This window comes from Cryobacterium sp. TMT1-2-2 (genome assembly GCF_004403505.1).
Classification (GTDB): Bacteria; Actinomycetota; Actinomycetes; order Actinomycetales; family Microbacteriaceae; genus Cryobacterium; species Cryobacterium flavum.
Map to the genome: position 1 here is coordinate 13,681 of NZ_SOGS01000005.1, position 15,557 is coordinate 29,237.

Here is a 15,557-nt window from a genome sequence, read left to right on the forward strand (position 1 = left end):
GCGGGGCTTACTTCCCAGTAAAACTGGGGTTGTGGCGAGTGCGAGGTTCGAACTCACGAAGGCTACGCCGTCTGATTTACAGTCAGATCCCTTTGGCCGCTTGGGTAACTCGCCAGGCGCTCCCGACCAGGTGTAATCACTTGACCGGAGACGCGGGGTTAACAATACAAGACGAAACGCCTCACCGAGAAATCAGCGAGTGCCGACTTCCGTAGTGAGGCGCATCCGCTACCCCGCCGGCGGGCCACCCACGCCGATCGGCGGGGTGCGCGTCACGGTCGACGTGTCGTCGCCTGGGCCGCTGAGCCCGCTGTCGGTTTGGGTATCGGGGCTGGCAATTGCCGCGTTTAAATCCGCCAGAATCACCTCGTCTCCGGCTTTCACACGAGAAAGCGCACGCGTTGGCGAGGACGGGCGCCCGTTTGAGCACTCCAATCGGGCACTTTTTGCGTCCTCGCGGGTCGGATACCATGGGGGAATGGCAGATTCAACGTTCGACATCGTCAGCAAGGTCGACCCGATGGAGGTCGACAACGCCCTCAACCAGGCGCATAAGGAAGTCGCGCAGCGCTACGACTTCAAGAACGTGGGGGCCTCAATCGCGATGAGCGGCGAGAAGGTGCTCATGAAGGCGAACACCGAGGAGCGCGTCAAGGCGATCCTCGAGGTGTTCGAGGCCAAGCTGATCAAGCGCGGCATCTCGCTGCGCAGCCTCGATGCCGGCGAGCCGTTCGCCTCCGGCAAGGAGTACCGCATCGAGACGACAATGAAGGCTGGCATTGACCAGGAGAATGCGAAGAAGATCAGCAAGATCATTCGCGATGAGGGACCCAAGGGCGTCAAGAGCCAGATTCAGGGTGACGAACTGCGGGTCAGCTCCAAGAGCCGCGACGACCTGCAGGCCGTGATGGCCCTGCTCAAGGGCAAGGACCTCGACGTGGCCCTGCAGTTCACGAACTTCCGCTAGCCGGCGCTCCGCAGACCACCGGGCCCACCTTCGGGAACCGGGACCACGATAGAACATGGGCCCAGTTTCCGCGCCCGGGCCCGGAAAGGTAGACGCGCGGGCCCGGAAGGGTAGACGCGCGGGCCTCCGGGCCCACCTTATGGCCGTGGGCCCAGTTTATAAACTGGGCCCCGGGACGGGGCCCAGGCCCCGTCCGACGAGGGCGGACTACTCGGCTCGAGAGACGGCCACCATCTCGTCGCGGTCGACGACCTTGATGCGGATGCGGCCCACGGCCTCACCGAGGGCGAGCTCGTGCTGGTCCAGGTTGTGCCAGCCGTCGAGGCCCGTGTAGCGAACGCCTCGCGCATCGAGCAGCTCAACGATGCTCTCCTCCGACGGCGACTCGGGCCGCCACCAGTTGCCGAGGTCGTTGATCAGGTGCTTGATGGTTTCCATGGCGTCACTCTTGGTGTGGCCGATCAGTCCCACCGGCCCGCGCTTGATCCACCCGGTCGCGTAGACGCCGTACATCTGCTGGTTGAACAATCCGCCGGTGCCGGCTGACGGGTCGCGGCGCAGCACCTGGCCTTCACGGTTGGGAATGACGCCGCGCTTCTTGTCGAACGGCACGTCGGGCAGTTCGGATCCGAAGTAGCCGACCGCCCGGTAGACGGCCTGAACCGGGATCTCTCGAATTTCCCCCGTGCCGACGACGCCGCCGGCGGCATCCGTTGTGGTGCGTTCCCACCGAAAAGCCGCGACCCGGCCGGTGCCGTCATCGACGATCTCCACGGGCTTGGCGAAGAAGTGCAGGTGCAGGCGGCGGCTGGCCGTGCCGGACTCGCGGGCCCGCCAGACGTTCAGCGTCTTGTCGATCACGAAGACCTGCTTGTTGCTCGCAACGGCGGCTTTCGCGGCCTCGTCGTAGTCGAAGTCTTCGTCGTAGACGATCATGTCGACGTCCCGAAGCTCGCCGACTTCCCGCAGTTCCAGGGGCGTGAATTTAACGGATGTCGGCCCGCGGCGCCCAAAAATGTGCACGTCGGTCACCGGTGACGCCTTGAGTCCGTCATAGACGTTCACAGGAATCTCGGTCGGCAACAGGTCGTCGGCGTGCTTGATGAGCATGCGGGACACGTCGAGCGCCACGTTGCCATTGCCGATCACGGCGATTTCGCGCGCCTCGAGCGGCCAGGTCCGCGGCACGTCGGGGTGACCGTCGAACCAGCTGACGAAGTCGGCGGCGCCAAAGGAGCCGTCATGTGCGGCGCCCGGAATGTTCAGGTCGGCGTCTTGTACAGCGCCGGTCGCGAAGATGACCGCGTTGTAGTGCTTCTTGAGGTCGTCGAGGGTCACGTCGACCCCGAACCGCACGTTGCCGAACACTCGAATATCGCCGCTGTCCAGCACCCCGCGCAGCGCGGTGATGATGCCCTTGATGCGCGGGTGATCCGGACTGACGCCGTAGCGCACGAGCCCGTACGGTGCCGGCAAGTGATCGAACAGGTCGATCGAGACCTCAAAATTGCGTTCGGCCTTGAGCAGAATATCGGCGGCGTAGATGCCCGCCGGTCCTGCGCCGACGATGGCCAGTCTCAATTTGGTCACGGAAGATTCCTTACTGCTCGAGCATTCGGGGCACGCCCCAACACGCTCTAGCTGGAGCGCTCGACGATGGACTCGGCGAATCGGGTGAGTGCTTTCTTGACCGAACCGTTCGGCAACGGCGTCAGGGCGGCGACCGCGTCGCGGGCCCAGCCGTGTGCTTCGGCGAGGGTCTCAGCGGTGACGGCGTGCTCCCGCAGCGCGGTGATGGCCGTATCGGCGGCCTCCGTCTGCGCCGAACCGTCGACCATGACGTCGCGTTCCAGCCGGTGCAGCAGATCAGCGGATGCCCCATCACTCACGGCGCGCTCCCGCAACCGAAGCAGGGGAAGCGTGACGACGCCAGCCCGGAGGTCCGTTCCCGGCACCTTGCCGGTCTCCTGCGGCTGCGGCGACAGGTCGAGCACGTCGTCGATGAGTTGAAAGGCCACGCCGATCTTCTCGCCGAAGTCCACGACCGGCTGCTCGTACTCGGCCGGGGCGTTGGAGAACACCACACCGCCCTGGGCGGCCGCGGCGATGAGCGAACCGGTCTTACCGGCCAGCACCTGAATGTAGTGCTCGACCGGGTCTTCACCCGGGCGCGGACCGACCGTCTCCTGAAACTGGCCGAGCACGAGGCGCTCAAAGGTGGTCGCCTGCAGTTTGATGGCCCGTTCGCCGAGGCGGGCCATCAGCTGGCTGGCGCGGGCGAACAGCAGGTCGCCGGTGAGGATGGCGACGGAGTTGCCCCACACGGTTTGGGCGCTCGGCACACCGCGGCGTTTGTCGGCGTCGTCCATCACGTCATCGTGATAGAGCGAGGCGAGGTGGGTCAGTTCGATGGCCGCCGCCGCCGTGATCACATCGGGCACAACGCCATCGCCCAAGTGCGCGGTGAGCAGCGCGAGCATTGGACGCACCCGTTTGCCCCCCGCGTTCAGCAGGTAGCGACTGGTGACGGTGGCAATTTCGTTGGCGTAGACCAACTCGTCGATGAGCGCGGCTTCGACCTTTTCGATACCGGCATCAATGTTCGCGGCCAGGCCGCGGTCGGCGGGGGAAGAGAAAATGCGATCGCCGAGGCCCGCCTGGCTGGTCACCGACGCGCTGCGTCGAATCACGGGGGCTCTGGATTTCACGTAAGTCAGCCTATCGAGTTGATCCGGGGTCAGGATGCCGCGGGCTTGGTTCCGCGGTGCAGCGCCACGATGCCGAGTGTGAGGTTGCGGTAGGCGACGGCGGAGTATCCGGCCGAGCGCAGCCATCCGCTGAGCACCGGCTGGGTCGGCCAGGCCGCGATCGACTCGCCGAGGTAGTCGTAGGCTTCGGCGTTCGACGAGGCGAGGCGCACCACCCGCGGCATGACGTGATTGAGATACGCGAAGTAGCTCTGGCGCACGAGTGAAAGCGGCGGAGTGGAGAACTCGCAGATGACAACGCGACCGCCGGGCTTGGTCACCCGGTAGAACTCGGCGAGCGCCTTCTTCGGTTCGACCACGTTGCGCAGGCCAAATGAGATGGTGACGGCGTCGAACTCGTTGTCTTTAAAGGGAAGGGCGGTGGCGTCGGCCTGCACGAACTCGATGTTCGGGTTGTGCGCGTGGCGATTCTGGCCGACCTCGATCATGCCGGCCGAGAAATCGGCGGCGACGACGTGGGCTCCGCTGTGGGCGAGGGCCGCGCTGGAGGTTCCGGTGCCGGCGGCGATGTCGAGAATGCGCTCGCCAGCCTGCGGGCTGACCGCCTTGGTCGTCGCGAGGCGCCAGAGCGACGCGTTGCCGACCGACAGCAGCGCGTTCGTGCGGTCATAGTGGGCGGCGACCTCGTCGAACATGGCAGCCACCTGCGCGGGCCGTTTGTTCAGGTCTGCTCTATTCACCCCATCATTCTAGGATGCGAACGACCAGCGAAACTGCATGGTTGCCGGGGCACGGATTCGCATAGCTGCAGTGGCGCGGGCGTAGGCTACAGAAGTGAATGTGCAGGCCTTGACGGTCGAAACCTCCCCGATAGCCGATATCCGCCAACTGATCCTGCTGCTCGATGGCCGCTCGCCCCTGCTCTGGATGCGTCGCAACCAGGGTCTGGCCGGCATCGGCTGCGCCCTGAGGCTTGAATTCTCCGGCCCCACCCGCATGACGGATGCCGCCGCCGCCTGGAAACAGGTCGCCCGGTTGGCCACCGTGACCGACCCGCTCGCGCGCACCGGCACCGGGCTGCTCGCGTTCGGCGCTTTCGCGTTCGATGAGTCGTCTGCGCAAACCAGCGTGCTGATCGTGCCCGAGATCATCGTTGGCCGCGACGATGGCCAGTGCTGGGTGACGCGCATCTGGGCGACCGGGCAGAGCGCACCGGAGAACCCGCTTGCGCTGCATCCGCTCGGCGACGAGTATCGCATCGCCTTGCTGCCCGGAGCGCTGCCCCCCGACGGTTTTCGCGCAGCGGTCAGCTCGGGCATTGAGCACATTCGGGCCCAGCAGGTCAATAAGGTTGTGCTCGCCCGCGACTTGGTCGGGCGGGTACCAGCCGAATCCGACCTGCGCCGCGCCATCACGAAACTCGCCCTCGGGTACCCGGACTGCTGGACCTACGCCGTCGACGGCCTCATCGGGTCGAGCCCGGAGACCCTCATTCGCGCCGACCACGGTTCGGTCAACGCCCGCGTGCTTGCCGGCACGATCTCCCGCGGAGCGGATGCCGAGGACGACCGTGAGGCGGCCCTGGCCCTGGCCACCTCCTCGAAAGACGGCGACGAGCACGAGTTCGCCGTGCAGAGCGTGCTCAAGTCGCTGCGCCCGCACACCTCGGTGCTCGCGACGAGCGAGATTCCGTTCACCGTGAAGCTGCCGAACCTGTGGCACCTCGCGACGGATCTCGAGGGCACCCTGAGCGACGGGTCGACGTCGCTCGACCTGATCGCGGCGTTGCACCCGACCGCTGCGGTCGCCGGAACCCCCACCGACCAGGCACTGAATCTCATTCGCGAGCTCGAACCGTTCGACCGCGGCCGCTACGCCGGGCCGGTCGGCTGGGTCGGCGCCGACGGCGACGGCGAGTGGGCGATCGCCCTGCGCTGCGCCCAGGTTGCTCCCGAAGGCGGCATCACCGCCTACGCCGGCTGCGGAATCGTGCTGGACTCCGATCCGGAACGCGAGCTCGCCGAAACGAAGATGAAGTTTCGCCCCATCGTGGAGGCCTTCGGCTGATTCCGGCCGCGAGCTACTTCCAGCGCCAGGAATCGATGGCGGCGGCGATGATCTCCTCCCCGTTGTCTTCGGGAATGACGAAGGAGATCAGGAAGAACTTCACCGGCTCCCCGGCTGACTGGTATGTGTCCGGGGCGAAGACGGTGAGGAACGCCTTGGTGCGGGTGTTCTCAGCGGTGCTGATCATGCGGGTGAGGTTGGCGTCGACGCCGTCGAGGGTGACGGCTTCTTTCAGGCTCGTTACCTCGCCGGCCTGGGGAAAGTAGCTCTGGTTCAGAAACTCGACCATGTCGTCGAGGCTGCCGCCGGGCACCCAGTCGTCGGTGCTGGCCACCGCCACCGGCTCCACCAGTACGCTCCCGAGGATGCTGCCCACGCCGGTCTTGTGGATGACGCCGTCGGCATCGCGTTCACCCCAGAGTTCCAGGGTGGTGATACAGGCATCCGTCTTCTCAGCGGATTGGTTGCTGAGGTAGTCGCCCGGCCCGTTGAAGGAATAGCAGGGCGTGATGACGGGCTGGGCATCGGTGAGCACAGCCGTGCCGATACCCGAATTCACCAGCGCGACCACGACCACAATGGTCACGAGCACGTTGGCCAGCACGGCCAGGGAAGATCCGATCAGGCCCGCGAGTCCGAACGATCTGCCGCCCGGCCTGCGCATTGCCAGGATTCCGAGGATGATGCCAGCGACACCCAGCAACAGTCCTAGAATCGGAATCCAGCCGCTGACGAAGGCGCTGATGCCCACGATGAGCGCCGCAAGAGCGAGGCCGCCACGACGTGTCGGTGGGTGTGGTGGTTGTCCGGGTGCCTGCCCGGGTGCGTACTCAGGGAGGCCGCCGGTCTGCGGAGGCCCCTGGGGCGAATCGGTCATCTGGGCCTCCCGGCATCCGTGTGTCTTAAACGGTACCAAGCGGCCGCCTGAGCATCCGCTCGCCACAAATCTGTGGATAACTCGCCCCAACCTCGCGAGTGTGGAGATAGCGGCGCCGCTAGCGAAGGAGAGGCACCTCGAGGATCGTGGGACGGGTGGGGGCACCGGTGAGGGCGCGCTCCAGGTCGGCTCTAGTCGCGGCGAACTCGTAGTCCCAGCCGTAGGCAGCGGCGAGCGACTTCAGGTCCACCTTCCGCGGGGTATATAAGACCCGCTCCATCGCCTCAGCGGGAGCCGTCGCGGCTACCTCGAGGCCGTCGAAGATGCTGCCGCCACCATCGACGCCGACGATGACCTGCAGCCGGGGCTCGGCTTCGCCCGGGGCCAGCAGCAGCGATCCGACGTCGTGCAGAAAAGTGAGGTCGCCCAGCAGAGCCCGGGTCACGCCCGCCGAGCGCGGTTCCGGTTCGGCCTGGCTGGCCAGCGCCACGCCGAGCGCGGTGGCAATGGTGCCATCGATGCCAGCCAGACCCCGGTTGGCGCGCACGGTGATCTTCTTGCCTGGCACGCGCTTGTCGGCCTCGCGAATAAGCCGGGACGCCCCGAGCACGAGCCGGTCATGCGGCCAGGATGCCCGCCACACCGCGTCGACGAGCAGCGCCCGGGTGAGCGGCGCACGCAAGACGGCCAGTTCGGCGCGGGTGATGCCGCGCTTGTCGATCGGCACCCGGCCTTCGCCAGCCGCCGCCTCGGCGAGGGCACGGCTGGTCCTGAGCCACCGGCCGAGCCATTCGCGGCCGGCCGGTGTGCGTGCGACCGCAGTGCAGGCGGCATCCGCTCCGACCGAGCGGGTGAAGGCGCGTGCAGCGTGGCCCGGATTGTACCATTCGAGGCCGGTCGGGGCGACGACGATGGTCTCGACGCCGTCGCGGGCGATCAGGGCCGGAATCTCCCGGCTGAGGGTAGGGTGCCCGAAGACGATCACCCGTTCCACCTCGCCGCCGAGGTCGACAGCGGCGAGCAGCTCGCGGTAGTGCACGATCAGGTTCGGCCCGAATCGGGCGCCGCTCGAGACTTCGGCCAGCAGCGGCCAGCCGCCGGCGTGCGCCAGCTCTTCGGCCGCGGGCCCGGCGCCGTCGCCGGCCACGACCACGGTGCGCGGCCCCGGGGCGAGCAGCATGGCCGGCCCGTCGGGCAGCGCGTCCGGCCCGGCGGCAGGCTCAGCCGCGGCCCCAGCGGGAATCATCGGCAGTCCGACCGGCACCGCAGCCGACAGCGGCTCGCGAAAGGCCAGGTTGAGCTGGGCGGGGCCGGGAGCTGCGTTGACAACGCCGGTGGCAGCATCCATCGCCTGCCGGGCGAGCGCCACGGCAATGGTGGCCTCATCGGGTTCGCCGACCGGTGCCGGAACGTCGAGGCACAGCCGGGTGGCAACCCCGAACAGGCCAGCCTGCACGGTGGTCTGGTTTGAGCGGATGCCGCGCAGCTCGGCCGGGCGGTCGGCCGTCAGCAGAATCATCGGCACTCCGGCATGGTGGGCTTCGAGCACGGCCGGGTGCAGGTTCGCGACGGCGGTTCCCGAGGTCACCACGACGAGGGCGGGCAGACCGGTCTCGAGGGCGAGGCCGACGCTCAAAAATCCGGCGCTGCGTTCGTCGGTGCGCACGTGCAAGCGGATGCTCCCGACCCGTTCCAGCTCAGCCGCGGCCAGGGCAAGCGCCTGCGAGCGAGCGCCGGGGCACAGCACGAGGTCACGCACGCCGAGCCGAACGAATTCGTTCAGGAGGGCGACGCTGAAATCGGTCGCCGGGCTACGGGGGTTGAGGGTGGACCGCTCAGGCATCCCGACGGCCAGGCTGTTCGCCCTCGCCCGGTTCGTTCTTCTTCTTCGTCGGGTCAACGCCGGCCGTACCAGCGGTGCCACCCTTGCCCGGCGTCGGGTCGTTCTTGTCGAGGTCCGCGAGGTCCTGCTCCATGCGACGGATGCGCTCTTGCTGGTCTTTTTCGTTGAACGGACGGTTCTCGCCGCTGTCCGTCTTCACGCTGCCGCCGTTGTTAAGACCACGCAGGAACTCTAAATCGTCATCCGGGGCAACGGAACGAAAGGACCGCGTGGTAGGTGTGGCGCGGCCGTGGCCGACGAGCAGCCAGAGCAGCGGGCCAATCAGCGGCACCAGCACGATGACGAAAATCCAGACCCAGCGCGGCAATCCGCGAATGCGCTTGCGGTCGAACACAGCACACTCCACGAGGGTGTAGACGGTGAGGATGACCAGGGCCAGTCCTAGTCCGATCAAAAGCTTGGGCATAACTAGATTGTAAGCCGTTTGACCGTGAGAGACATGTGCGCCCACTCAGCCGCGGCATTCTAAGCTGGATCCATGAAATCCGTGGCCCCCTGGCTGTACTACTCCGTGTTGCGCGTCTTAATGTTTGCCGTTCCACTGGCGATTCTGCTGTCTCTGGGATTCTGGCCCTGGGCATCCGCTGTGATCGCCGCCCTGATCGGGCTGTGCCTGTCGTACCTGTTGCTCGGCAAATCGCGCGAGAGCGTTGCGCGCGACCTCTACAAAGCGCGGCACCCCGACAAGGAGCCGGTGAACCCGGATTCCGAGATCGAGGACTCGGCGTTGAACGCCGCTGAGCAGCAGTCCAACTCAGAACGCGAAAGCAAGTCCCAGTAGCAGCCCGTAGGCCAGCGCCGCGAGGCTCGTCAGTTTGAGGGCGAGGATGAGTTCCTTTGCCGACGTCGCGGTGATGGTGATGAGGCAGGCGGGCAGGGCCAGCAGCAGAACGAAGAACGTGAAGATTCCGAGCGGGTAGACCAGGCTGAACAGTCCGGAGATCACGAACGGCAGCAGCAGGAAGACGCAGAACACGACCCGGGAGGCCCTACTGCCGATGCGCACGGCAAGGGTGCGCTTGCCGGCGGCCTTGTCGGGCACGATGTCGCGCAGGTTGTTGACCATGAGCACGGCGCAGGCGATCAGCCCGATGGCGACGCCGCCGAGCACGCTCTCGGTGGTGAAATCGCCGACCTGCACGTAGGTCGTGCCAGCGGTGGCGACGAGGCCGAAGAAGACGAACACGAATAGTTCGCCGAGGCCGAGATAGCCGTACGGCTTCTTGCCGCCGGTATAGAACCAGGCGGCGGCGAGGGCGACGACTCCCACCAGCAGCAGCCACCAGTACTGGGTCAGAATGACGAGCGTCAGGCCGGCCCCGGCCGCGAGGCCGAAGAAGACCAGCGCGACGCGCAGCACGGTGCGCGGGTTGGCGACACCGCCGCCGGTGAGCCGGGCTGGCCCCACGCGAAAGGCGTCGGTGCCGCGAACACCGTCGGAGTAGTCGTTGGCGTAGTTGACGCCGATCTGCAGCAGCAGGGCCACGGCGAGCGCGAGGAGCGCACGCACCGGATGATAGACACCAGGGCCACTCGCGACGATGGCGGCGCCGGTGCCCAGCAAAACAGGAGCGATGGCGAGCGGCAGGGTGCGCAGGCGGGCACCAGAGATCCAGTCAGAGGCCGTCGCCGGCTTCACCTTCGCCGGCCCCTTGCGGGGCGGTCCGTTCTTATACGCCGGGTGGCCCGATTTGCCGCTGCCCGCGGCCTTACCGGTCTTTGGAGCGCCAAGATCAGCGCCAGCCAGTGTCGCCTGGGGGTTCAATCGTTGTTGTTTGGGCCTGACCGGCCGAGCTCCTTGTGCCACGCCCCCATGCTACTGGCCACTCACGTGCAAAGCGGGCAGCTGCGCGGTCAGCGCTCTGCGGTCGGGCTTGCCCGAGGTCAGCATCGGAATTTCCGCCACCCGCACGATGCGCGCTGGCCTGGCCGCGCGCCCCAGCGCCGCCACAACGGATGCCGCCACCCCGGCATCATCCGCAGCCTCCCCGGCCACCACCACGACCGGCACCTGGCCCCACTTCTCGTGGTCAACACCGATCGCAACGGCCTGTTCGAAACCCGGGCACGAGCGCACGACGCGTTCGACGGCATCCAGGGACACCTTTTCCCCGCCGGAAATGATCACATTGTCGGCCCGACCGAGCACAGTGACGCGTCCGTCGACGATTTCGCCGAGATCGCCGGTGCGATACCAGCGCACGCCGTGCTCCAGCTGAAACCGGTCAGTGGTGCGCGGGTCATCATCGAGGTACCCCTCGGCGAGCACCGAACCGGACAGTTCAAGCTGCCCGTCCACGACCCGCACGAGGGTGTCGCCAATCGGCACACCGTTGTAGATGCAGCCTCCAGCGGTCTCCGATGAACCGTAGGTGCGCACGACCCGCACGTCTTGCTCGGCCGCCCGGGCGATCAGATCGGGTCGAATCGCCTGCCCACCGACCAGAATCGCCGTGAAGCGACGCAGCACGGCCAACAGGGCCGGGTCATCCGCTGCGTCGAGCAGGCGCGCCAGCTGCACCGGAACCAGCGCGGTGTAGCGCAGTGGCTCGGTCATGGTCTCGGCCAGCCGCCGAAATTGCTGCGGATCGAAGTGACCAGGCGGCAACACGACGGGGCTGGTTTCGGACGCAATTGAACGCACGAGCACCTGTACCCCGGCGATGTAGTGCACGGGTAGGGCGAGCAGCCACTGGCCGGCTCCGCCAAGGGCAACGGCCGAGGCCGCGGCGCCGGCGAGCAGGGCGTTGGTGGCGAGCATGACGCGTTTGGGTGCCCCGGTCGATCCCGAGGTCTCGATGACGACGGCGACTCGCTTCGGCACGTCGCTGAGAGTGACCGCGGCACTGCCCACCGGCACCGGCAGCACAGCCGGCCCGCTGCCGGCGAGCGCAGCTCGCAACACGGTCAGAAAGTCGAGCGGATGCTCCGGCGCCAGCGCCCGCAGCGCCCTCACGAGTGCGCTGTCACGGCCCGGAAGCCCGCTGAGAAGGGTTCGGGCACCTGTTCGCTCATGGTGTCAGCCTACGCGGCGAGGCTGCCGACATCTCAAATTTTGCAACTCGTAAGATTAGGAGTTGAGAAGACGAAAAAACCTCAGGTACTGTGGACCAAGCAAGAAGTCAACCCCTTGTCATCCACCCCGTTCGGGGGTGTACTAATGACTTGGAAAGTACGGGGAGGTCGCCATGAAAAGCACGAACGGCAGCACGAGCAAATGTGGGGGCACAGAGCCATGACAACCACGGTTCAGGAATCACGCACCACGACCGCCACGCCTCGTCGCACCGTCTCCCCGGGTAATTACAACGCCGCCTCAACGGATGCCTTCGGCGATTACCTGCGGCGCATAGGCAAGGGGAGCCTGCTCAACGCCGAGCAGGAAGTCGATCTGGCTCGCCGCATCGAGGTCGGGCTGTTCGCCGAGGCTCGGCTGCTGCAGGGTGTCGGTACGCGCGATTCGGCCGACGAGCGCGAACTCGCCTGGCTCGTGCATGACGGGCGCCGTGCCAAGAATCAGTTCATCGAGGCCAACCTGCGTTTGGTCGTGAGCATTGCCAAGCACTACTCCGGTCGCGGTGTGCCCATCATGGACCTCGTGCAGGACGGCAATATGGGGCTCGTTCGCGCCGTCGAAAAGTACGATTTCATGACCGGCTACAAGTTCTCTACCTACGCCACCTGGTGGATCCGCCAGGCCATTCACCGGGGCATGGCCGACAAGTCGCGCATGATCCGCATCCCGGTGCACACCGCCGAGAAACTCAACAAGATCAAGCGCATCCGGCGCGACCTGACCAGCGTGCTCGACCGCGACCCCACAGCACGCGAAATCGGCGAGGCCGCCCAGCTTCCCGTGCGCGACGTGCTTCGACTGCTGCAATATGACAACGAACCGATCTCCCTGCACACCCCGGTCGGCGATGGTGCCGGGGACATGGCCGAGCTCATCATTGACGATGACCTCCCCCAGCCCGACGAACACGCCACTCTGACCCTGCGGGCGGCAGACATCCGCTATTTTCTCGACACGCTGCCGCCGAGGGAGCGTTCCATTCTGAGGGCCCGGTTCGGCCTCGACGGCAACGAGCCGCGCACCCTCGACCAGATCGCCCATATCGAGGGAGTAACTCGGGAGCGGGTGCGGCAAATTGAGAAGCGCGCCCTGGCCCTGTTGCATGTACCGCGGCTGGAGCACTACCTGAGGGACTAAGGCGCCGACCGCACCGATTGCACGCGAGCAGGAGCGAGACATGGGAAAGCTGACCTACGACTCCACCCTCACCGCGGACTTCGACGATCGGGTACTGGCGCATATTCAGGTTGTCATCGGCGCAAAGCTGCGCCGTGGGGAATCGTTCTACTTCAGTTGGCGCGACGACCCGCAGGCTGGCGACGGCCGCAGCACGATCTGGCTGCACCCCGGCATCCCCATCGCCTACAAATACTTCGGCAGTCGCTCACCCACCCTGAACCGCGACTGGATCGAAGTACTCATGGCCACGGCCAATTCTTCCGCCGGATTGCAGATCGTTCCGGAACCCCGCTCTGGAGCCGCACAAACGTCGGCTGCACAATCGAGTTCAGTGAAGGACGAACCATGAACCGCATCGACATTGTCTATGGCGGCAAACCATATTCGATCGGCGGCCGTTCCATTGAAGCAGTCCAGGTGGAGATCGACGGCGCCCTGGGCGCCGGGCTCCCGTACTGGCTGCGCGTGAACAGCGGTGAAGGCCGGTTCGAAGACGCCTATTTGCTTATCGCGCCCGGCATCGCCGTGGCGATGGTCAACGTCAAGCCGAACGGTGTCGATCACGATCACGACGGTGACGAGCTGTACGAACAGGATTAGCGCCCCGCTCTGGCCGTCTATCCAGCCGGAGGCTGACACACTGGAACCATGATGACCTCACTGGATGCCACGGTCCCCCCCCTGGAAGAGCTTCTCGATTCCGCACATGTCGTCTCCCTGAAACTGTTCGACCGGTTTCGCGGGTTGGACAGCCGGGAAGCACTGCTGTTGGAAGGCCCGGAAGGCTGGACCGAGTTCTCGCCATTCGTCGAGTATGCCGATGCCGAGGCCGCCAACTGGTTGCGGGCCGCGATCGACTTCGGCTGGCAGGGCACTCCCCACGCGCTGCGCACGAGCATTCCGGTCAACGCCACCGTGCCCGCCGTTCCGACCGAGAAGGTGGCCGAGGTACTCGCCCGTTTTCCCGGCTGCCGCACCGCGAAGGTCAAAGTCGCCAGCCCCGATCAGACCCTCGCGGACGACGTCGCCCGGGTAGCCGAGGTGCGCCGCGTGCTCGGCCCTGAGGGGCGCATCCGCATCGATGCGAACGGGCTGTGGAACGTCGACGAAGCCGAACACGCCATTCATGCGCTGAGCGCTTTCGACCTCGAGTACGTCGAGCAGCCCTGCATGACCGTGCCGGAGCTCGCCGATATCCGTCACCGCACGACCTATCTGAGCGTGCCGATCGCCGCCGACGAGAGCGTGCGCAAGAGCGGCGACCCGCTTGCCGTGGCCAGGGCCGGCGCCGCCGACATTCTGGTGATCAAGGCGCAGCCGCTCGGCGGCATCCGTGCAGCGCTGTCCATCATCGGCCAGACCGGACTGCCGGTCGTCGTCTCCAGCGCCCTCGACACGTCGATCGGACTGTCGATGGGCGCGCACCTGGCAGCATCCGTTCCGGGGCTGTACTTCGACTGCGGTCTCGGTACGGCGTCGTTGCTGGCCGAAGACGTCACGACCGAGCCGCTGCTGCCGGTCAACGGCGCCGTCCCGGTGCGCCGGGTCGTGCCTGATGCCGCGCTGCTGGCGCAGCACGCGGCCAGCCCCGAGCGCCGCGACTGGTGGCTAGCGCGCTTAGCGCGCACCCACGCGTTGATCGCCGCCGAGTAGCCCGGGATTCTTCCTGCGACAGCGGAAAAACGTTGTTTCAGACCGACCGAAGCAACGTTTTTTCGCTTTCGCGTCGTTAACGGCTACAGGCCCGAATAGGCGTGCAGGCCCTTGAAGAACACGTTGACGATGCCGAAGTTGAACATGACGGCGGAGAAACCGATGATCGCCAGCCAGGCTGAGCGTGATCCGCGCCAGCCGCGGGTCGCGCGGGCGTGAATATAGCCGGCGTAGATGACCCAGATAATGAACGTCCACACCTCTTTGGTGTCCCAGCCCCAGTATCGGCCCCAGGCCTTCTCGGCCCAGATCGAGCCGGCCATGAGGGTGAAGGTCCACAGAATGAAGCCAATGATGCTGATGCGGTAGGCCAGGTTTTCCAACGTTACCGACGACGGCAGCGTGGCCAGAAAACGAAGACGCAGCGCGGATGCGATCGGCCCGCGAGGCGCGGCCGCCCCCTCCAGTACGTGGTTCTCCCGCCGGGACTGCAACAGTTGCACGGCCGACAGGGCAAAGCCCAAGGCGAACATTCCGGTGCCGAGTGACGCCACGAAGACGTGGATCACGAGCCACGCTGACTGCAGAGCCGGCGGCAGCGGAGCGACCTCCACGTAGAACTGCAGGGCGGCAATGCCGAGCAGTACGAGCACGAGCCCGGTAACGAAGGTTCCGAGAAAACGCAGGTCGGAACGGACCAGCACGATCAGGAACACGGTCATGATGAGCAAGGTGCCCGTCATGGCAAACTCGTACATGTTCGCCCACGGCACCCGATCCGCCGCGACACCGCGCATGATGGTCGCCGCGAGGTGCAACGCCCAAGCCAGCACGGTCAGGGCGACGCCCACGCGAAGGCTCGACGACCGGCCGTATGGCAGCGCGGCGTCATTGTCCATGCGGGCGCTGATCCGGCTCAGTACGGGCCGCTTCAGCGCCGGTCGCTCGAGGGTTCGGGTGCTGCCGACGGAGGCGGCGGAACCCGCTGATGAGGCGGCATCCGCTTCGATCGAATCGGCCTCCTCGATCGCACCGACGGCACTGGACCGGCGGGCCAGATCGATCGCGAAGGCGATGAAAGCGAGGGCGTAGACGGCCATCGCCGAATACAGCGCGTAGAGCGAGTA

Annotated in this window: 16 protein-coding genes and 1 tRNA gene; 7 read left to right on the top strand and 10 right to left on the bottom strand. The window is 66.2% G+C overall.

Features of this window, described 5'->3' with window-relative positions; translation table 11 throughout:
* Window positions 1-32: 32 nt before the first annotated feature.
* Window positions 33-114 (bottom strand) — tRNA-Tyr (locus E3T35_RS03745).
* A gap of 364 nt (window positions 115-478) precedes the next feature.
* Here E3T35_RS03745 and E3T35_RS03750 point away from each other — a divergent pair.
* Window positions 479-967, top strand: a complete 489-nt coding sequence (locus E3T35_RS03750) for a YajQ family cyclic di-GMP-binding protein (RefSeq protein ID WP_092340465.1) — start codon at window positions 479-481, stop codon at window positions 965-967.
* A 207-nt stretch (window positions 968-1,174) separates the two neighbouring features.
* Here E3T35_RS03750 and E3T35_RS03755 read toward each other — a convergent pair whose 3' ends face one another.
* From E3T35_RS03755 to ubiE, 3 genes are read right to left on the bottom strand one after another with little or no spacing between them, the layout of a single operon-like run.
* Window positions 1,175-2,557, bottom strand: coding sequence for an FAD-dependent oxidoreductase (locus tag E3T35_RS03755; protein ID WP_134377909.1), 1,383 nt, complete (start codon window positions 2,555-2,557; stop codon window positions 1,175-1,177).
* Between the two features lie 47 nt (window positions 2,558-2,604).
* Window positions 2,605-3,675 carry a polyprenyl synthetase family protein gene (locus E3T35_RS03760; RefSeq protein ID WP_241987711.1) on the bottom strand — a complete coding sequence of 357 codons (1,071 nt, stop codon included), beginning with the start codon at window positions 3,673-3,675 and terminating at the stop codon, window positions 2,605-2,607.
* Between the two features lie 29 nt (window positions 3,676-3,704).
* A complete protein-coding gene (gene ubiE, locus E3T35_RS03765; protein ID WP_092340468.1) occupies window positions 3,705-4,415 on the bottom strand; it encodes a bifunctional demethylmenaquinone methyltransferase/2-methoxy-6-polyprenyl-1,4-benzoquinol methylase UbiE in 711 nt (236 codons plus the stop codon).
* A 94-nt stretch (window positions 4,416-4,509) separates the two neighbouring features.
* Between ubiE and E3T35_RS03770 the strand changes: the two genes are divergently transcribed.
* Complete coding sequence (locus tag E3T35_RS03770) at window positions 4,510-5,742, top strand: isochorismate synthase MenF (RefSeq protein ID WP_241988720.1); 1,233 nt, start codon at window positions 4,510-4,512, stop codon at window positions 5,740-5,742.
* Window positions 5,743-5,755: 13 nt separating this feature from the next.
* On the opposite strand, the gene E3T35_RS03775 is transcribed toward E3T35_RS03770, so the two are convergent.
* From E3T35_RS03775 to E3T35_RS03785, 3 genes are all read right to left on the bottom strand, one after another.
* Window positions 5,756-6,619, bottom strand: coding sequence for a DUF4190 domain-containing protein (locus tag E3T35_RS03775; protein ID WP_134377911.1), 864 nt, complete (start codon window positions 6,617-6,619; stop codon window positions 5,756-5,758).
* A gap of 118 nt (window positions 6,620-6,737) precedes the next feature.
* The gene (gene menD, locus E3T35_RS03780) at window positions 6,738-8,462 is read right to left on the bottom strand and encodes a 2-succinyl-5-enolpyruvyl-6-hydroxy-3-cyclohexene-1-carboxylic-acid synthase (protein ID WP_134377912.1); all 1,725 of its coding nucleotides are present in this window, start codon (window positions 8,460-8,462) and stop codon (window positions 6,738-6,740) included.
* Window positions 8,455-8,928, bottom strand: coding sequence for a PLD nuclease N-terminal domain-containing protein (locus tag E3T35_RS03785; protein ID WP_092340477.1), 474 nt, complete (start codon window positions 8,926-8,928; stop codon window positions 8,455-8,457). The genes menD and E3T35_RS03785 overlap by 8 nt, the downstream gene beginning before the upstream one ends.
* A 72-nt stretch (window positions 8,929-9,000) precedes the next feature.
* Between E3T35_RS03785 and E3T35_RS03790 the strand changes: the two genes are divergently transcribed.
* Window positions 9,001-9,303, top strand: coding sequence for a DUF4229 domain-containing protein (locus E3T35_RS03790; RefSeq protein WP_134377913.1), 303 nt, complete (start codon window positions 9,001-9,003; stop codon window positions 9,301-9,303).
* Here E3T35_RS03790 and E3T35_RS03795 read toward each other — a convergent pair.
* Both E3T35_RS03795 and E3T35_RS03800 read right to left on the bottom strand, forming a co-directional pair.
* Complete coding sequence (locus tag E3T35_RS03795) at window positions 9,277-10,269, bottom strand: 1,4-dihydroxy-2-naphthoate polyprenyltransferase (RefSeq protein WP_370449298.1); 993 nt, start codon at window positions 10,267-10,269, stop codon at window positions 9,277-9,279. The genes E3T35_RS03790 and E3T35_RS03795 overlap by 27 nt on opposite strands.
* A 69-nt stretch (window positions 10,270-10,338) precedes the next feature.
* The gene (locus E3T35_RS03800; RefSeq protein ID WP_241988721.1) at window positions 10,339-11,478 is read right to left on the bottom strand and encodes an AMP-binding protein; all 1,140 of its coding nucleotides are present in this window, start codon (window positions 11,476-11,478) and stop codon (window positions 10,339-10,341) included.
* Between the two features lie 279 nt (window positions 11,479-11,757).
* Here E3T35_RS03800 and E3T35_RS19515 point away from each other — a divergent pair, with 279 nt between their 5' ends.
* The 4 genes from E3T35_RS19515 to E3T35_RS03825 are packed head-to-tail and all read left to right on the top strand — an operon-like array spanning window position 11,758 to window position 14,430.
* Window positions 11,758-12,735 carry an RNA polymerase sigma factor RpoD/SigA gene (locus E3T35_RS19515; RefSeq protein WP_166792308.1) on the top strand — a complete coding sequence of 326 codons (978 nt, stop codon included), beginning with the start codon at window positions 11,758-11,760 and terminating at the stop codon, window positions 12,733-12,735.
* A gap of 40 nt (window positions 12,736-12,775) precedes the next feature.
* Entirely contained in the window at window positions 12,776-13,126 is a 351-nt protein-coding gene (locus tag E3T35_RS03815) for an ATP-dependent DNA ligase (RefSeq protein WP_134377915.1), read from the top strand.
* Window positions 13,123-13,377 carry a hypothetical protein gene (locus E3T35_RS03820; RefSeq protein WP_104129780.1) on the top strand — a complete coding sequence of 85 codons (255 nt, stop codon included), beginning with the start codon at window positions 13,123-13,125 and terminating at the stop codon, window positions 13,375-13,377. The genes E3T35_RS03815 and E3T35_RS03820 overlap by 4 nt, the downstream gene beginning before the upstream one ends.
* Before the next feature lie 48 nt (window positions 13,378-13,425).
* On the top strand, window positions 13,426-14,430 hold the full coding sequence (locus E3T35_RS03825; protein ID WP_241988722.1) for an o-succinylbenzoate synthase: 1,005 nt from the start codon (window positions 13,426-13,428) through the stop codon (window positions 14,428-14,430).
* Window positions 14,431-14,513: 83 nt separating this feature from the next.
* Here the strand turns inward: E3T35_RS03825 and ccsB are convergent, their stop codons facing one another.
* Window positions 14,514-15,530, bottom strand: a complete 1,017-nt coding sequence (gene ccsB / locus E3T35_RS03830; RefSeq protein WP_134343868.1) for a c-type cytochrome biogenesis protein CcsB — start codon at window positions 15,528-15,530, stop codon at window positions 14,514-14,516.
* Window positions 15,531-15,557 lie beyond the last annotated feature (27 nt).